The sequence below is a fragment of the Streptomyces sp. NBC_00086 genome (assembly GCF_026343255.1).
Lineage (GTDB): Bacteria > Actinomycetota > Actinomycetes > Streptomycetales > Streptomycetaceae > Streptomyces.
Genome location: NZ_JAPELZ010000001.1, coordinates 916,964 through 931,779, shown reverse-complemented (window position 1 = coordinate 931,779; position 14,816 = coordinate 916,964). Strand labels below are relative to the sequence as shown.

General features: G+C 70.1%; 14 protein-coding genes. 6 read left to right on the top strand and 8 right to left on the bottom strand.

Going from position 1 to position 14,816, the window contains the following annotated elements; all coding sequences use genetic code 11:
* The first annotated feature begins 253 nt into the window (after positions 1 to 253).
* Genes OG276_RS04265 through OG276_RS04245 form a run of 5 tightly spaced genes read left to right on the top strand, consistent with a single transcriptional unit; the run spans position 254 to position 4,808 of the window.
* The gene (locus OG276_RS04265) at positions 254 to 1,435 is read left to right on the top strand and encodes an ABC transporter substrate-binding protein (protein ID WP_266902873.1); all 1,182 of its coding nucleotides are present in this window, start codon (positions 254 to 256) and stop codon (positions 1,433 to 1,435) included.
* Position 1,436: 1 nt separating this feature from the next.
* A complete protein-coding gene (locus OG276_RS04260; protein ID WP_266902871.1) occupies positions 1,437 to 2,315 on the top strand; it encodes a branched-chain amino acid ABC transporter permease in 879 nt (292 codons plus the stop codon).
* On the top strand, positions 2,312 to 3,334 hold the full coding sequence (locus tag OG276_RS04255) for a branched-chain amino acid ABC transporter permease (RefSeq protein ID WP_266902869.1): 1,023 nt from the start codon (positions 2,312 to 2,314) through the stop codon (positions 3,332 to 3,334). The genes OG276_RS04260 and OG276_RS04255 overlap by 4 nt, the downstream gene beginning before the upstream one ends.
* Positions 3,331 to 4,104, top strand: a complete 774-nt coding sequence (locus tag OG276_RS04250; RefSeq protein ID WP_266902867.1) for an ABC transporter ATP-binding protein — start codon at positions 3,331 to 3,333, stop codon at positions 4,102 to 4,104. The genes OG276_RS04255 and OG276_RS04250 overlap by 4 nt, the downstream gene beginning before the upstream one ends.
* Positions 4,101 to 4,808, top strand: a complete 708-nt coding sequence (locus tag OG276_RS04245) for an ABC transporter ATP-binding protein (RefSeq protein WP_266902865.1) — start codon at positions 4,101 to 4,103, stop codon at positions 4,806 to 4,808. The genes OG276_RS04250 and OG276_RS04245 overlap by 4 nt, the downstream gene beginning before the upstream one ends.
* Here the strand turns inward: OG276_RS04245 and OG276_RS04240 are convergent.
* The 3 genes from OG276_RS04240 to OG276_RS04230 are packed head-to-tail and all read right to left on the bottom strand — an operon-like array spanning position 4,782 to position 8,140.
* A complete protein-coding gene (locus OG276_RS04240) occupies positions 4,782 to 5,975 on the bottom strand; it encodes a pectinesterase family protein (protein ID WP_266902863.1) in 1,194 nt (397 codons plus the stop codon). The two genes, OG276_RS04245 and OG276_RS04240, sit on opposite strands and share 27 nt — an antisense overlap.
* A 51-nt stretch (positions 5,976 to 6,026) precedes the next feature.
* Positions 6,027 to 7,316, bottom strand: coding sequence for a polysaccharide lyase family 1 protein (locus tag OG276_RS04235; RefSeq protein ID WP_266902861.1), 1,290 nt, complete (start codon positions 7,314 to 7,316; stop codon positions 6,027 to 6,029).
* Between the two features lie 2 nt (positions 7,317 to 7,318).
* A complete protein-coding gene (locus tag OG276_RS04230; protein WP_266902859.1) occupies positions 7,319 to 8,140 on the bottom strand; it encodes a rhamnogalacturonan acetylesterase in 822 nt (273 codons plus the stop codon).
* 144 nt (positions 8,141 to 8,284) lie between these two features.
* On the opposite strand from OG276_RS04230, the gene OG276_RS04225 reads away from it, so the two are divergent.
* Positions 8,285 to 9,529, top strand: coding sequence for a transposase (locus tag OG276_RS04225; RefSeq protein ID WP_266902857.1), 1,245 nt, complete (start codon positions 8,285 to 8,287; stop codon positions 9,527 to 9,529).
* 12 nt (positions 9,530 to 9,541) lie between these two features.
* Here the strand turns inward: OG276_RS04225 and OG276_RS04220 are convergent, their stop codons facing one another.
* From OG276_RS04220 to OG276_RS04200, 5 genes are all read right to left on the bottom strand, one after another.
* Positions 9,542 to 10,882 (bottom strand): sugar ABC transporter substrate-binding protein, encoded by a 1,341-nt coding sequence (locus OG276_RS04220; RefSeq protein ID WP_266902855.1) that lies wholly within the window; start codon positions 10,880 to 10,882, stop codon positions 9,542 to 9,544.
* A 93-nt stretch (positions 10,883 to 10,975) separates the two neighbouring features.
* Positions 10,976 to 11,815 carry a PmoA family protein gene (locus OG276_RS04215; protein ID WP_266902853.1) on the bottom strand — a complete coding sequence of 280 codons (840 nt, stop codon included), beginning with the start codon at positions 11,813 to 11,815 and terminating at the stop codon, positions 10,976 to 10,978.
* Positions 11,812 to 12,987, bottom strand: a complete 1,176-nt coding sequence (locus OG276_RS04210; protein ID WP_266902851.1) for a Gfo/Idh/MocA family protein — start codon at positions 12,985 to 12,987, stop codon at positions 11,812 to 11,814. Before OG276_RS04210 ends, OG276_RS04215 begins: the two co-directional genes overlap by 4 nt.
* Positions 12,984 to 13,811: a carbohydrate ABC transporter permease gene (locus OG276_RS04205; RefSeq protein WP_266902849.1), complete on the bottom strand. Its 828-nt coding sequence runs from the start codon at positions 13,809 to 13,811 to the stop codon at positions 12,984 to 12,986. The genes OG276_RS04210 and OG276_RS04205 overlap by 4 nt, the downstream gene beginning before the upstream one ends.
* Positions 13,808 to 14,713 (bottom strand): carbohydrate ABC transporter permease, encoded by a 906-nt coding sequence (locus OG276_RS04200; RefSeq protein WP_266902847.1) that lies wholly within the window; start codon positions 14,711 to 14,713, stop codon positions 13,808 to 13,810. Before OG276_RS04200 ends, OG276_RS04205 begins: the two co-directional genes overlap by 4 nt.
* Positions 14,714 to 14,816: the final 103 nt, after the last annotated feature.

The window sequence follows — 14,816 nt, the reverse complement described above, 5'->3', positions numbered from 1 at the left end:
CGAAAATTTGACGAGGGTCAGTATTGCTCCATGCTTGGGGTGGGGGTCAAGGGGTGCGGGGCGGGCGTGGGCGTATATCTTGCGAAGTTCTTGACGGCCGTCGAAAAAACGCGATAGACACGTGTCATCACGGCCACGGCCGACGGCCCGGGCCATCCCGGAGAGCCGGATCTTCCACGCCTGGGACTGCCCGAGGCGCCCCCATCAGCAACATCCCGCCCTCCAGGGCCGGTTGACTACGTACGGAGTTCCCATGGCAGGTCGGTTTCGTCCCGTTGGTCTGGTCGTCGCATCGACGGCACTCTTGCTGACCACGGCATGTGGTGGTGCGAGCCTCGGGACCGGCGAGGAGAAGCAGGGCGGGCCCGTGAAGATCGGGCTCCTCGTCCCGAGGTCGGGGACCTACAAGGCGCTGGGCGACGACATGAAGCAGGGCTTCGAGCTCTACGTCGCGCAGCGCGGCGGAAAGCTCGGCGGCCGTGAGGTGGAGATCGTTGTCGCGGACGAGGGGGAGACGGCCGACTCGGGCAAGGCGGCAGCGGAGAAGCTGGTCAAACAGGACCGGGTGCTCGCCGTGAGCGGGGTGGTCAGCTCGGCCACCATCAACGGGGTCAAGGACCTGTTCGAGACCGGCAAGGTCCCGCTCGTCGGCTCGAACGCCTCACCCACGACCCTGACCGGGACCACCTACATCTGGCGCACCTCCTACGTCAACGACGAACCGGGCAAGGCGCTCGGCAAGCACGTGGCCGAGAAGGCCGGCGGACCCGTCTTCCTGATCGCCGCGGGATACCAGGCGGGCAAGGACGAGGTGGAGGGCTTCAAGTCCACCTTCCTCCCGGCGGGCGGCAAGCAGGCGGGGGAGGAGGTCTACACGCCGTTCCCGGGGACCAAGAACTTCCAGCCGTACCTCGCACAGATCGAGAAGTCCGGCGCGAAGGCCGTCTTCTGCTTCTACGCCGGCGGCGCGGCCGTCGACTTCGTCAAGCAGTACCGGGACTTCGGACTGGCCGGCAAGATCCCGCTCTACGCCCCCGGCTTCCTCACCGAAGGAGGCGTCCTCAAGGGACAAGGAGACGCGGCCAACGGCATCCTCACGGCGCTCAACTACAGTGCCGACCTGAACAATTCGGCGAACAAGCAGTTCGCGCCGGCGTACACGGCCGCCCACGGTGCGGCCCCGACCACGTACGCGATGGCGTCCTGGGACGCGGCGCAGGTCCTCGACAAGGCGATCGGGGCGGCCGGTTCCGCCGGCGCCGCGGTGACCTCCGAATCGGTCAACGCGGCCATCGCCCGGGTGGGGGAAATCGACAGCCCGCGCGGCACCTGGCGGTTCAACGCCGGCGGGACGCCCGTCCAGCCCTGGTACCTGCGCGAGGTCAAGCAGGGCGTCAACACCGTCAGTTCCGAGCTCGGCAGACTGGGCGGCTGACATGTCCGGATGGTTGGACGGCAACTTCGTCAGCGTCATCGACGGGGTCGCCTTCGGTCTGCTGCTGTTCACGATCGCGGTCGGACTCTCCCTGGTCTTCGGCATGATGGACGTGCTCAACCTCGCGCACGGCACGCTCTACCTGGCCGGCGCCTACGTCGCCTACGCCCTCTCCGACGGGACCCTGACGGGTCTCCTCCTCGCCCTGCTGGCGGGCGCCCTGGTGGGCACCCTGGGCGGGGCCGCGCTGACCTTCCTCACCCAACCCCTGGCCCACCGGGGCCACTTGGACCAAGCCGTGCTGACGCTCGGCATCACCTTCATCGTGGCCGACCTCCTCGCCGCGGCCTTCGGCGGAGACGTCCTGCCCACGGACCCGCCCACGGCGCTGCGCGGGACGGTCGGTCTCCTCGGCCACGCCTATCCGGTCTACCGGCTGGTGTTCATCGCCGTCGCGGCCGGCCTCGCCCTCCTCGTGTACCTCGTCTTCGAGCGCAGCTCGCTCGGAGCCCTCGTACGGGCCACCGTCGCCGACCGGGACATGGTCCGCGCGCTCGGTGTGGACGTCCGCAAGGTGCTCTACGGGGTCTTCGCGTCCGGCGCCGCCCTGGCAGCCGTCGGCGGAGTCCTCGGGGCGCCGATCCTCGGCCCCGGGCCGGGCGTCGACGAGACCGTCCTCGTCCTCTCCCTCGTCGTCGTGGTCGTGGGGGGCCTCGGATCGGTGCGCGGCGCACTCGCCGGAGCGCTCCTGATCGGCCAGGTGCAGACCCTCGGGGTGGCGCTGCTCCCGGAGTACGCCCCCTTCCTCCTCTTCGGCACCATGCTCCTCGTCCTCGTGCTCCGCCCGCACGGCCTGGTCGCGTCGGCGGTGCGCGCATGAGCCCGTCGGCATCCGCACCCACACCCGCACCCGCACCCACAACCGCATCCGCATCTCCCGCCTCCGCGATACGGCGGCGGCTGTCGGCCACCGCCGTGGCCGGCGCACTCGCCCTGGCCCCCTTCGTGCTCGGTCCGTACGCGATCGGCACCCTGTCGCGGATCCTGGTGTTCGCCCTCCTCGTGCTGAGCGTGAACCTGCTCACCGGCCTGACCGGGCTGCCGACCCTCGGCCAGTCCGCCTACTTCGGCGTCGGCGCGTACACGGCGGCGATCACGGCGACACGGATCACCGACATCGGACCGCTCCAACTCCTCATCGCCGCAGGCGTCTCCGCGCTGGTGGCCGTGCCGACCGGCTGGCTTGCCGTACGAGCCCGGGGCGTGGTCTTCCTGATGCTCACGCTGGCCATCGGCGAGATCGCCTACAGCGCCGCCGTCAACTGGAAGTCGCTGACGAACGGCACCGACGGGATGTCGGGCATCCCGCCCGTCGTCCCCCTGCCCGGCATGCCCGCCCTGGAGCTCGACGGGCTGGTCTACTTCTACGTCCTGGCCGTGTTCCTGCTGCTCTTCGCGGCGGTCTCCCGCCTGGGCTCGACCTCGTTCGCCCTCGCCCTGCGCGGCATCCGGGACAACGAGCCCCGCATGCGGGCGATCGGCTACCCCACCCAGCGGTACGCCCTGACCGCCTACTGCGGCGCAGGGGCGCTGGCCGGCGCCGCAGGGGCCCTGTGGGTCTCGGTGCAGCGGTTCGTCTCGCCCGGCGACGCCGGCTTCGAGATCGCCGCACTGGCCCTGCTGGCCGTGGTCATCGGAGGCTCCGGCTCGATGCGCGGGGCCTGCGCGGGCGCCGCGCTCGTCTGGCTCACCCGCGACTACCTCGGAAACCTCGAAGTCGTCTCCGGACGCGGGCCGTTGCTGCTCGGCCTGCTCTTCGTCATCGCCGTCTACGCGCTGCCCCGAGGACTGGCCGGCGTACGGATCCCGCACAGGCTCACCCGAAAGAGGACGGCGTGACAAGCCAAGACCACGGCCTACTGGAACTGCGCGCGGTATCCCGGCACTTCGGCTCCTTCCGAGCCCTGGACGAGGTCGACCTGACGGTGCGGCCGGGCGCCCGGCACGCCGTCATCGGCCCGAACGGCGCGGGCAAGTCCACCCTGTTCGGCCTGATCTCGGGCACCTTGCCCGCCACCGCCGGAACCATCCTCGTCGACGGGCGGGACGTGACCCGGCTGCCCGTACACCGCCGGGTCGGGCTCGGCGTCGCCGCGACCTTCCAGCACTCCAGCCTCTTCATGCGCGAAACCGTGCTGGAGAACGTACTCCTCGCGGTGGCACGCCGTAGGAGCTCCGGGGCCGGTTCCCGAGCCGGATCCCGCGCCGCTTCCCGCGCCGGGGCGATCGCGAAGGCGCACGAACTGCTCGACCGGGTGGGCCTGCCCACCCGCCACGACCTCCCGGCCGCCGAGCTCTCGCACGGCGAGCGGCGCCAGCTGGAGGTCGCGGTGGCGCTGGGGACCGATCCCCGGCTGCTCCTCCTTGACGAACCGGCCGCCGGCATGTCGCCGGCGGAGACGGCGCGGCTCACCGAACTGATCGCCGCCCTGCCGGGGGAGGTGACCGTACTCCTCATCGAGCACGACCTCGACATGGTCTTCGAACTCGCCGACACGGTGACGGTCATGCACCTCGGCAGGCACCTGAAGACCGGCTCCCCGGACGAGGTGCGCGCCTCCACCGAAGTCCAGACCGCCTACCTGGGCACGATGGAGGTCACCTCGTGAACCCGCTCCTGCGCATCCGCGGACTGCGCTCCGGCTACGCCGGGGGCGTCGTCCTCGGCGGTGTGGACCTGGACCTCGACGAGGGCGGGACCGTAGCCCTCCTCGGGCGGAACGGAGTGGGGAAGACCACCCTCATCTCGACGGTCATGGGACTCGTCCGCCCCTACGAAGGCAGCGTCGGCCTCGACGGCCGGGACCTCGCCGGCGCCCGCGTCGACGTGATCGCCCGCGCAGGCGTCGGCGTCGTTCCCCAGGGCCGCAGGGTCTTCGCCCCGCTGACCGTGGACGAACACCTGACCATCGCCTCGCGGCGCCCGGCGCACGGCCCCTGGACCAGGACCCGAGTCCTCGACCTGCTGCCGCGCCTGGGGGAGCGCCTCGGACACCGCGGAGACCAGCTCTCCGGAGGAGAACAGCAGATGCTCGCGATAGCCAGGGCCCTCCTGGGCAATCCGCGCCTGCTCCTCCTCGACGAACCGTCCGACGGCCTTGCTCCGGCGATCGTCGCCCAAGTGGGCGAGGTGATCCGCGAGGTCAGTGCGCAGGGCATGTCGGTCGTCCTCGTCGAGCAGAACCTCGCCCTCGCCCTCTCCGTGGCCCGGACCGTGGCGGTCATGCACAAGGGAGTCATCGTCCACCAGTCACCCGCCGCGGAACTGGCATCCCGCCCCGAATCCCTACGACACCTCCTGGGCGTCGACTGACCCCACGACACCCCCTGGTTCATGATGGAGCCGATCGCCGTCGAACCGGCCGTCAGGAGCCCAGTCGGCCAGATAGCACTCGCGCGTCGCCGACGCGGCTTGTGAGGAAGCGAGTTGAGGGCGGTTCTGCGGGATGTCGGTTCGCGCACCGGGACCCGTGTTGCGGTACTCCGCGAAGCGCTGGGCCTGCCAGGGATAGGCGTCGCGCATGTTCGCGTACGGTGCGGTGGCGTCGATGCCCGGACCGAGCACGCTGTCACGGACGACGAGGGACGGCCATGCGGTCGGGTCCGAGCCCGGAACCCAGGGCCGGGCCAGCTTGTAGAAGCCGTCCGGTGCCTCACTGGTCACCCGGCAGCGGACGGCCAGCAGGCCGTACGGGTTGACGCGAGCGGTGGAGGGGGCGAAGACGAAGCCGTACGGGGCGCCCGCCAGATCGGCGCGCAGCAGCGTACGGAAGTGGCAGTGTTCGAACACCGCGCGGGCCCTGCCGAAGACGAAGTCGACGTCGCCCTCGACGTAACAGTGCGCGAAGTACTGGCGGGCGACGGTGGCCAGCGCCATCGAGTCGGTGTAGAGGGTGTCCTGATGTCCGAGGAACCGGCAGTGGAAGAAGGCGGACCGGTCGCCCTGGACCTTGATCGCGACTGCCTGCGTGCCGGGATTCCCGGGTAGGTCGGTGCGCAGGAAGTCGTTCGCGAAGGTGATCCACTGTGCGGTGAATCCGTCCGCCTGGACGGTTGTCGTTGCCGAACCGGTCGTGCCGTACGTGCCGCCGTCGGGCCGTGTCGTGCCGGCCGCGTTGTCGTACACGACGACGACGTCACGGGGGTTCTCGCTCGCGCCGATCCAGGTCATGGCGGTGCGGGCCGGGCTGACGGCGACGGTCTCCCGGTACCTGCCCGGTGCGAGGACCAGCGTCCAGCCGGAGCCGTCCGCCGCGTTCACGGCGGCCTGGACGGTGGTGTGGTCTCCGAAGCCGCCCGGGTGGACGTACAGGGTGCGCTCGGTGAGCCGGGCGGCGGGCGAACCGAACCGGCCGAACGGGCCGCCCCCGGGGTGGGCGGCGGCGCGGCCGCCGGACACGGCGAGCGCGAACGCCGCTCCGGCACCGGCGGTGAGCAGGGAACGGCGGCCGAGAGCGGCCCGTGAGTGGTGCGAGGGCATGCGGGAGCTCCTTCGCTGCAAGGGAGGGGAGAGGAAGCGGCGTCCGGAACGTCAGCAGATGCGGCCCGCGCCCGCACGGTGGTCGACGAGGGCGGGCACGGCCTGCGGCACGTCGACCCGGGTGCGAAGGGACGGCGTCCAGCCCGCGTCGGCGCGCAGGATCTCTTCGGGGAACTGGGCGTTGTGGACCGCGAGGAGGTCGAGCGGCGCACCGTTGACGAGGTTGCCCGCAGTGGTGACCGGGGCGTCCTTCCACTTCTTGAGGATCTTGCCGGCCTGGACGCCCCCGGCGAGCGTGAAGGCGTTCCTCTCCGCGACGAGCTGGGACTCGATTCCGATGCCCAGGCTGTAGGAATAGTCCGAACCGCGCACCACGAAGTGGTTGTTGTACGCGTCGACCTTGCCGAAACGGACCCGCGGCGCCCGCTCGACGACGTTCTTGAAGAGATTGTGGTGGAGGGTGGTACGCAGCTTGCCGCGGTCGGTGGCGCCCGCGCTGTCGCTGTTGCCGATCATCAGGGTCTTGTCGTGGTCGGCGAAGACGTTCCAGGAGACGGTGACCAGGTCGGCGCCGCGCACGATGTCCAGCTCGCCGTCGTGCTGCTGGTAGGGCTCACCGTAGTACGAGGGCAGCGAACTGTCCGGGTGGGCCCCGTCGGTGAACGTGTTGTGGTCGATCCAGACATGGGTGGAGCCGTACGCGACCACGCTGTCGTACTCGGAGTTCCACGCACCCGTCGCCCCGTCCGTAGGGTCCCACTGCGGGAAGCAGTCGAGAGGGCTCTCCACGGTCAGGTTGCGGACGACGACGTTGTCGACGCCCTGGATCTGAAGGCTGCCGCCGGTGATGCCGGCGTTCCTGCCGACGCCGACGATCGTCGTGTTGGCGGGGACGTACGCCTTGATGGCCTTCCCCTGCGCCTTGGCGGAGGCGGCGCGCAGATCCTCCTGCTCCCCGCTGACCTCGGTGTCGTGCCCCCAGACCGCGGGGTCGTAGGCGGCGAGGTACGCCGCGAAGTCGTACCCGGGAGCCTCGAAGGCCGCGCAGCCGGCTGCCGTGGCGTTCAGCGTGCCCACGACCTTGACGATCCGCGGCTCGGTGCCCGCGACGGCGAGCGCCGCACGCAACTGCTCCCAGGTGGTGACGGTGAAGACGCGGGAGGCATCGGCCGCGGCGCCGCCGCTCGTTCCCGTACCTTCGGACGCCCAGCCGTCACCGGCCGCAAGGACCTGACGGGCGGGGTCGGGCGCCGCGGGTCCGGCGTGCGCGGCGGCCGTGGGTCCGGTGACGCTCAGGACGAGGGCGGTGGCGCCCACCGCCCATGCTCGTGTGGGTCGCATGCTCAGCTCTCCTCGGAATCGGGCCAGGTGATCCATTGCGCGGGGACTTCCTCGTCGGTGCGGCGGGTGTCGCCCGGTGCGAGGGCGCGGGCGTGGAGGAGGCCGGTGGCGACCATCCGGGCCACGGCGATCGCGCCCGGCGGGTTGAAGTGGGTGTTGTCCTGCTCGGTCGCCGTCCAGTTGAAGTACGTCTTCGTGGTCTCCGGGCCGAGCTCCTGCCAGAGGGCCAGGGACTGCTCCTGGACATCGATGACGGCGACGTCCTCCTCGGCGGCCACCTGCCGCATCGCGGCCGGATAGTCCCCGTGGGTGCGCAGAGCGGTGCCTTCGGCGTCGAACCTGCGGCGCTCGACGGAGGTGGCGAGGACCGGCAGGGCCCCGCACTCGCGCGCGCCGTCGACGAACCGGCCCAGGTTGTCCTGGTAGGTGGTCCAGGGCTCGGTGTAGCGCGTGGGGTCCGTGGTCTTCTGGTCGTTGTGGCCGAACTGGATCAGCAGGAGGTCTCCGGGCCGGATCACGTCCAGGATCGCGGTCAGCCGGCCCTCGTCGATGAAGCTCTTGGTGCTGCGGCCGTTGACCGCGTGGTTGGCGACCGTGACGTCCCGGTGCAGGAAGAAGGGCAGGGCCATGCCCCACCCGGTCTCCGGGGCGGCGTCGGCGTACTTCTGCGCCGCCGTGGAGTCACCGGCGATGTAGAGGGTGCGCCCGCACCCCTTTCCCCGGGGGACGGCCGCGGCGGGGGTCGCGGTCACGGCGGGGGCCGCGGCCAGGGCGAGGGCGAGCCCTGCCCCGGCCGTGACCGCCCGGCGGCGGGTGAAGGTCACCTGATCTCTCCCAGGATGCCTCGGGATTCAGCCCTGGGAGGAATGGGTCCTTGGGGCAGAGCCGCGTAGCGGCGGAGTTCGTTGCGCATCTGTTCTGACCTGCGCTCTCTTTCGTTGTCAGTGGGGGCGGTTAGGTTGGGGAGCATGCCGACAGCAGCGATGGGCGACGGGGATACCGGGCATGCCCGGTACACCTTCCGGCTTCGCGTGTCGTCCACCGCGCTTGGCCGGCTTGAGGCGGAGTGGGCGCGGTGTCGGTGGGTGTGGAACGAGTGCGTGGCGATGTCCCGCAAGGTGCACACCCACAACAAGACGGCCGCTGAGAAGGCGACGTGTGGTCCGTCGCAGCTCGACAAGATACTGACCGGGGCCCGACGCTCGATGGCGTGGCTGCGTGAGGGCAGCAGCGTTCCGCAGCAGCAGATCATCCGCGACTTCGCCAGATCCCGCACGAAGGCCCTCAAGGACATCAAGGCCCGGTTTCCGATGCGGCAGCGTGCCGGGATGCCGAAGTACAAGAAGAAACACATGATGGACCCCACGCTCAACTACACGCAGCGCGGCTTCCGGCTGAAGGACGGGCGCCTGCATCTGGCGGGGGGTATCAGCGTGAGCGTCGTGTGGTCGCGGGATCTGCCCGAGCCGCCGTCGTCGGTGCGTGTGTACCGAGACAGCCTCGGGCACTGGTACGCAAGTTTCGTCGTCCCCACGACCGTCGAGGCACTGCCCTCCACGGGTGCGGTGATCGGCATCGACTGGGGCGTGAGGGAGACGGCGACCACCACGTCCGACGAACACGACCTGCCCCACGCCCAGTACGGCAGGAAAGCCGCCGACCGCCTCGCGCACTACCAGCGCATGATGGCGCGACGCCGCACGCCCAAGGGCAAGGCCCAGACACGGGGCTATCGTCAAGCGCGGCAGCAGGCCGCGAGGGCGCAGATGAAGATTTCCAGGCAGCGTCAGGACACCGGCCGAAAGTGGGCCAAGAAGGTGGTCCGCGACCATGACGCCCTGGCCGTTGAGGACTTCAAGGCGAAGTTCCTCGCCAAGTCCACCCTGGCACGCAAAGCGGCGGACGCCGCGATCGGTGCCACGAAGACGGCCCTGATCGAGATGGGCCGAAAGCACGGCCGGACCGTGCACCTTGTCCATCCCGCGCACACCACCATGGACTGCGCGCAGTGCGGAGCGAGAACCAAGCACGCACTACCCCTCTCGGAACGAACCTACTCGTGCATCGCGTGCGGAGCCGTGTCCCCCAGGGATAAGAACTCCGCTCGCGTGATGCTCGTCCGGGCTGGTCTCCACCCGGCTGGTGCCGATCGTGTAAGAGCTGACGGACCGCCGGTCCACAGCCCACGTGAGCCAGGAATCCCCTCCCTTTAGGGAGAGGAGGATTCAATTCTTCTGGGTCTTCCACTCGGCCTGCGCCGTGTTCAGCTGCTCGGCGAGGCTGTCCAGGAAATCCTTCGACGTGGACTTGCCGAGCAGGACCTTCTGGAAGGCGGGCTCGTTGTCGGCCTTGGAAATGGTGTTCCAGTCGGGCAGGTAGTACGGCAGCTGCACGATCGTGGCCTTGCCGCTGAAGAGGGCCTCGGCGGCGAGCTTGGTCGGCTCGGCCTTCTGGATCCAGGGGTCCTGGGCCGCCTCGGTGTTGGCCGGGATGGCGCCCGCCGACTCGTTCCACTTGCTGTTGGAGGCGTGCGAGGCGGCGAACTCGATGAACTTCCAGGCAGCCGACTTGTTCTTGCTCGACGAGAAGAGGGCGAGACCGTCGACCGGGTGGGAGACCTGCACACGGGTGCCGTCGTCGGTGGTCGGGTTCGGGACGCCCCGGAACTTCTCCGTACCGAGCGCCTTCACATGGTCCTTGTACGAGCCCAGGTTGTGGCTCACCATGCCGATCTCGCCGCTGTCCCACTGGGCGACCATCTTGGTGAAGTCGTTGTTGACGTCGGCCGCAGGGGTGTTGTTCTTGAACAGCCCCACGTACTTCTCCAACGCGGCAACGTTCTTGGGGTCGTTGACCGTGGTCTTGTCACCGTCCCAGAAGCCGGTGACCCCGCTCTGGCCGTACATGGCGTCCAGCGCCTGGGCGATGGATCCCGCACCGCCGCGGATGGTGTAGCCGAACTTGTTCGCGTCCTTCCGGGTCAGCTTGTCGGCCGCCGCGTAGAACGCGGACCAGGTGTCGGGCGTCGGCAGGCCGGCCGCAGCGAACAAGTCGGTGCGGTAGTAGAGCACACCGTTGCTGGCGGAGGTGGGAACGGTGAAGAGCTTGTCCTTGCCCCCCGCCGACTTCACGCTCTCGACCATCCCCGCGTTGAGCTTGCCCTTGAGCGCGCTGCCGTCGACGCGTGCGTCGAGCGGCTCCAAGGCGTTCTGCACGGCGATCCCGGCGAGCATCGCCGCTCCGACGCCGCCGACGTCCGGCAGGCCTCCGCCCTGAATGGCCGTGTCGTACTTGGACTGCACCTCCGTCGAGGCGATTCCGACGTAGTTCACCTTGATCCCGGGGTTCTGCTTCTCGAAGTCGGCGATGATCACCTTCCAGACGTCGGTGCGGACACCGCCGTTGTTGTCCCAGAAGGTGATCTCGCCCTTGCCCGAACCCTCGCCGCCCTTGTCACCCGCGGCGCCGCTGCCGTCGTCTCCGCAGGCGGTGACGGTCAGGGCGAGCACGCTGGTCAGGGCGAGGGCGCAGACAGCTCTGCGTCGTCCTTGACGGAAACCGGTCATCGTCGACTCTCTTCTCTCGGGGTCTCTCGGGGATGTGCGAAGGGGGACAGGGTGATGCGGAGCGGGGCGATCACGGCCGGGGCGCGGTGCGGCTCATGCCGCGACCGCCTTGCGCACCAGCGCCGCGGCCTCTGCCCGCCCCAGGCGGCCGTCGGCCACCACGGTGACCACCCGCCGTACGACGCTCGCTCCGGCCGCGACGGCCAGCCGCCGGCCGGGGGCGAGGGAGGAACCCACGCCCGGATACTCGGCGGCGCGCAGGAACCACGGATCGCGCCGGGTCTCCTCGGTCGCTCCGGCGAAGACCAGGGTCCAGCCCCGGCCGGCCAGCGCGACCCAGTCGGCACGGGAGCCGTGCGCGGCCTCCTCGCCGTCCGCGTCCGCACTGAAGACGACCGGGGCCGCCGCCTCTTTGGGGGCGCGCCAGAAGAAGCCCCCGTAGGCGGCGCCCGGGCGTCCGTTGGTGGCCGGGCTGCCGAAGGAAAGGTCCTGGCCCGACGCCTCGGTGAGCGAGAAGGTGAAGTCCAGGGCCCAGGCCGAGTCGCTCAGTGCCGCCGTCACCACGGTCCGGCGTTCGCGCAGGAGCACCCGGCCCCCGGCCGTCCAGCTCAGCTCCTCCACGAAGCCGTCCTGGTCGAGGCGGCTGAAGCCGTCGTGCCGCTGCACGCCGTGGTTGTCGAGCGCGGTCGGTCCCCGGTCGCGTACGAAGGTGCGCCCGCCCCAGAAGTTGTGGCCCGCCACATCGGGCACGGCCACGCCCGCGCCGAGGTGGTGCGGGTGGTCCTCCGGCATCAGCTCGGTGACGGGGACCCCCGTCAGAGTGGTGACCGGATGCAGGTAGGGCCGGGGGGAGTGGTCCGGCGCCAGGTCCGGGGTGGTCGTGTAACGCGCCACCGGGCGGCCGGCGCGGCGCAGGACGAGGGGCACGTTCATCGGGTCCCCGCCCCGGTCGGCAGCGTCCAGGGGGCGCCCAGCTCGGAGTAGAGGCCGAGCGCGTGGGCACTCCTGTCGACGAGTGCGTCGATCCCGTCGACGACCCGGCGCGGCGCGGCCCGGCCCGCCTCGGTGCGCCAGTACGCGTCCGGCAGCGCCACGGGGTCGGGCGCCAGCCGGATCGCCTCCACGACCCGCATGAACGCGCCGGTCTCCTCGGGCGGTACGTACAGTCCCTCGCCGTCCGTCACATGGCCGACGAGGTTCTCCAGGAGATCGGTCCGCCCGTGGACGCTCTCCTCCGGCCCGTGCCCGGCCCGCTGGAGCAGCACCCGGTCCTGCCGGTACCAGAAGGTGATGCGGCCCCGGCTGCCGTGGACCACCACGTACGGCTCGGAGTCCGTCTCGGCGCACAGGGTCGCCGCGACGGTGAGCCGGGTGCCTGCCGAGGTCACGATCCGGACGCAGGAGGTGTCGTCGGACTCGATGGCGTTGGCGCGCAGGAGTTCGGCCTCGATCGCCTCGACGTCCTCGGCCCGCGTACTGCCGGCGAGGGCCAGCGTGGTGGCGACGGCGTGGGCCAGCGGGTTGGTCAGGGCCCCGTCGACGACGTCGACGCCGTCCAGGCGCCGGCGGCCGGCCCAGGGCGCGCGCTGGAAGTACGCCTCGTCACGGACCCACGCCCCGGCCGCGCCGACTCCGAGGAGTTCGCCTATCTCACCCTCCTCGATGAGCCGCCTGATGGCGGCAACGGCATGCGATCCGAGGGACTGGAAGCCGATCTGGCAGGACACGCCGGCCTCCGCGACCGCGTCCGCCATCCGGCGGAACTCCGCGTACGACGGTGCAGGGGGCTTCTCCAGGAGGATGTGTGCGCCGTGGCGGGCGGCGGTCAGGGCCAGATCGGTGTGGGTCTGGATCGGCGTACAGAGCACGGCGATCCCGGCCCCGGTCGAGGCCAGCAGCGAGTCGAGGTCCGAGGACTGCTCCGGGGCGCCGAACCCCTCCAACTCGCCGGCGTCGAGCGGCCGCAGCTCGCATACGCCGACGAGGCGGACCAGGCCGAGGTGTTCGAGCCGGCGGATGCCCCGCAGGTGCGAACGGCCGTGGCCGCGCGCACCCGCCAGGACCACGGGCACGGGGGTGCGTGGGGTGCCGGAGGCGTTGCTCATCCCTTCACCGCCCCTGCGCTGAAGCCGGTGACCAGCCACCTCTGGATGAAGGCGAACACGATCACGACGGGCACCGCCGCGATCACCCCACCCGCGGCGAGGGCGCCGAGGTCGACACTGTCCGCGCCCATCAGGGTGTTCAGGCCGACCGGGATGGTCTGCTTGTCCTGGCTGCTGAGGAACATCAGCGCGAAGAGGAAGTGGTTCCAGGCGTGGACGAAGGCGAACGAGCCGACGGCGACCAGACCGGGCCGCAGGAGCGGCAGGACGACGATGCGGAACGCGCCGAAGCGGTTGCAGCCGTCCACCCAGGCCGCCTCCTCCAGCGAGTACGGCACGTTCTTGATGAAGCCGCTGATGAGGATCATGGACAAGGGGAGCTGGAAGACGGTCTCCGCGATGATGACGCTGCCCAGCGAGTTGATCATGCGCAGACTCGCGAAGGTCTGGAACAACGGTACGAGCAGCAGCGCCCCCGGCATGAACTGGGAGCACAGCAGGGCCAGCATGAAGCCCTTCTTGATCCGGAAGTCGAAGCGGGCCAGCGCGTAGCCCCCGGCGAGCGCGATCACCGTGGTCATCACCAGGGTCGCGAGGCCGATGAGCAGGCTGTTCTGGAAGAAGGTGGCGAAGCCCCGCTCGGTCCACACCTTCTCGAAGTGCTCGGTGGTCATGGGCCACGGCACCAGTGAGGTGGAGCCCGCCGGCCGCAGGGCGAAGAGCAGGATCCAGTAGAAGGGGATCAGGGTGAAGAGAAGATAGATGCCGAGCGGCAGGTAGATCTGCCACCGGGGGACCTCGTCCCAGGCGCGACGCCGTCTCATTTGCTGTCGCCTCCGAACTTGCTCAGGCGCAGATAGACCATCGAGCAGAAGAGAAGGATGGTGAACGCCACCGTCGTGAGGGCGGAGGCGTATCCGAAGTTGTGGGCATCGACACTGGTGTTGGCGATGTAGAGGGGCAGCGTGGTCGTCTCGCCCGCGGGGCCGCCGCCGGTGAGCGTGTAGAGGAGATCCACGTTGTTGAACTCCCACACCGCCCGCAGCAGGGTGGACAGGATGATCGCGTCCTTGAGGTGCGGAAGCGTGATGTGGAGGAACTGCCGCAGCCGGCCGGCCCCGTCGACCTCGGCGGCCTCGTACAGGTCCTTCGGTACGGACTGGAGGTCGGCGAGGATGAGGATCGCGAAGAAGGGGACGCCGCGCCACAGATCGGCGACGACCACCGCGGAGAAGACCGTGGAGGTGTCGGACAGCCAGGACGTTCCGTACTCGCCGATCCCCATGTCCGCGAGGTAACGGGTGATGCCGGTCTGGGAGTTGTACAGCAGCACCCAGATGGCCGACGTCAGTACTCCCGAGACCGCCCAGGGGGAGAACACCAGCGCCCGACCCAGGGCGCGGCCCGCGAAGGTCTGGTTGACGATCAGCGCGAGCGCCAGGCCGAACAGCAGCTGCAGGCTCACCTCGACGGCGACCCACTTCGCGCTGAAGATCAGCGTCCCCCAGAAGTGCGGGTCGTCGGTGAAGATGCGCACGAAGTTGTCGAAGCCGGCGAAGCCGTTCCGCCAGGGCTTGGTGGGGTTGTAGTGCTGAACGCTGTAGTAGAAGACGCTGATCACGGGATAGGCGATGAAGCCCAGCATCAGCAGTGCGGCGGGGGCGATCAGCAGGTACGGCAGTCGGCGGGGGGGTGCTCCCGTGCGGCGGGTCACAGCTGAGGCCATGACGGTGGCTCCGTTCTCGGTGTTTCGGGCAGGCGGACGCGGCGGAGGCGGCCGAGGCGCTGGTCGGGCCGGTCGGGCTGGTCGCGCCGGTCGCGCCGGTTCG

Excerpts from the sequence above, each read along its gene's own strand:
- OG276_RS04210 (WP_266902851.1), bottom strand. The coding sequence starts at position 12,987 with ATGAGCAACGCCTCCGGCACCCCACGCACCCCCGTGCCCGTGGTCCTG.
- OG276_RS04205 (WP_266902849.1), bottom strand. The coding sequence starts at position 13,811 with ATGAGACGGCGTCGCGCCTGGGACGAGGTCCCCCGGTGGCAGATCTAC.
- OG276_RS04265 (WP_266902873.1), top strand. The coding sequence starts at position 254 with ATGGCAGGTCGGTTTCGTCCCGTTGGTCTGGTCGTCGCATCGACGGCA.
- OG276_RS04260 (WP_266902871.1), top strand. The coding sequence starts at position 1,437 with ATGTCCGGATGGTTGGACGGCAACTTCGTCAGCGTCATCGACGGGGTC.
- OG276_RS04200 (WP_266902847.1), bottom strand. The coding sequence starts at position 14,713 with ATGGCCTCAGCTGTGACCCGCCGCACGGGAGCACCCCCCCGCCGACTG.
- OG276_RS04220 (WP_266902855.1), bottom strand. The coding sequence starts at position 10,882 with ATGACCGGTTTCCGTCAAGGACGACGCAGAGCTGTCTGCGCCCTCGCC.
- OG276_RS04255 (WP_266902869.1), top strand. The coding sequence starts at position 2,312 with ATGAGCCCGTCGGCATCCGCACCCACACCCGCACCCGCACCCACAACC.
- OG276_RS04240 (WP_266902863.1), bottom strand. The coding sequence starts at position 5,975 with ATGCCCTCGCACCACTCACGGGCCGCTCTCGGCCGCCGTTCCCTGCTC.
- OG276_RS04215 (WP_266902853.1), bottom strand. The coding sequence starts at position 11,815 with ATGAACGTGCCCCTCGTCCTGCGCCGCGCCGGCCGCCCGGTGGCGCGT.
- OG276_RS04225 (WP_266902857.1), top strand. The coding sequence starts at position 8,285 with ATGCCGACAGCAGCGATGGGCGACGGGGATACCGGGCATGCCCGGTAC.
- OG276_RS04235 (WP_266902861.1), bottom strand. The coding sequence starts at position 7,316 with ATGCGACCCACACGAGCATGGGCGGTGGGCGCCACCGCCCTCGTCCTG.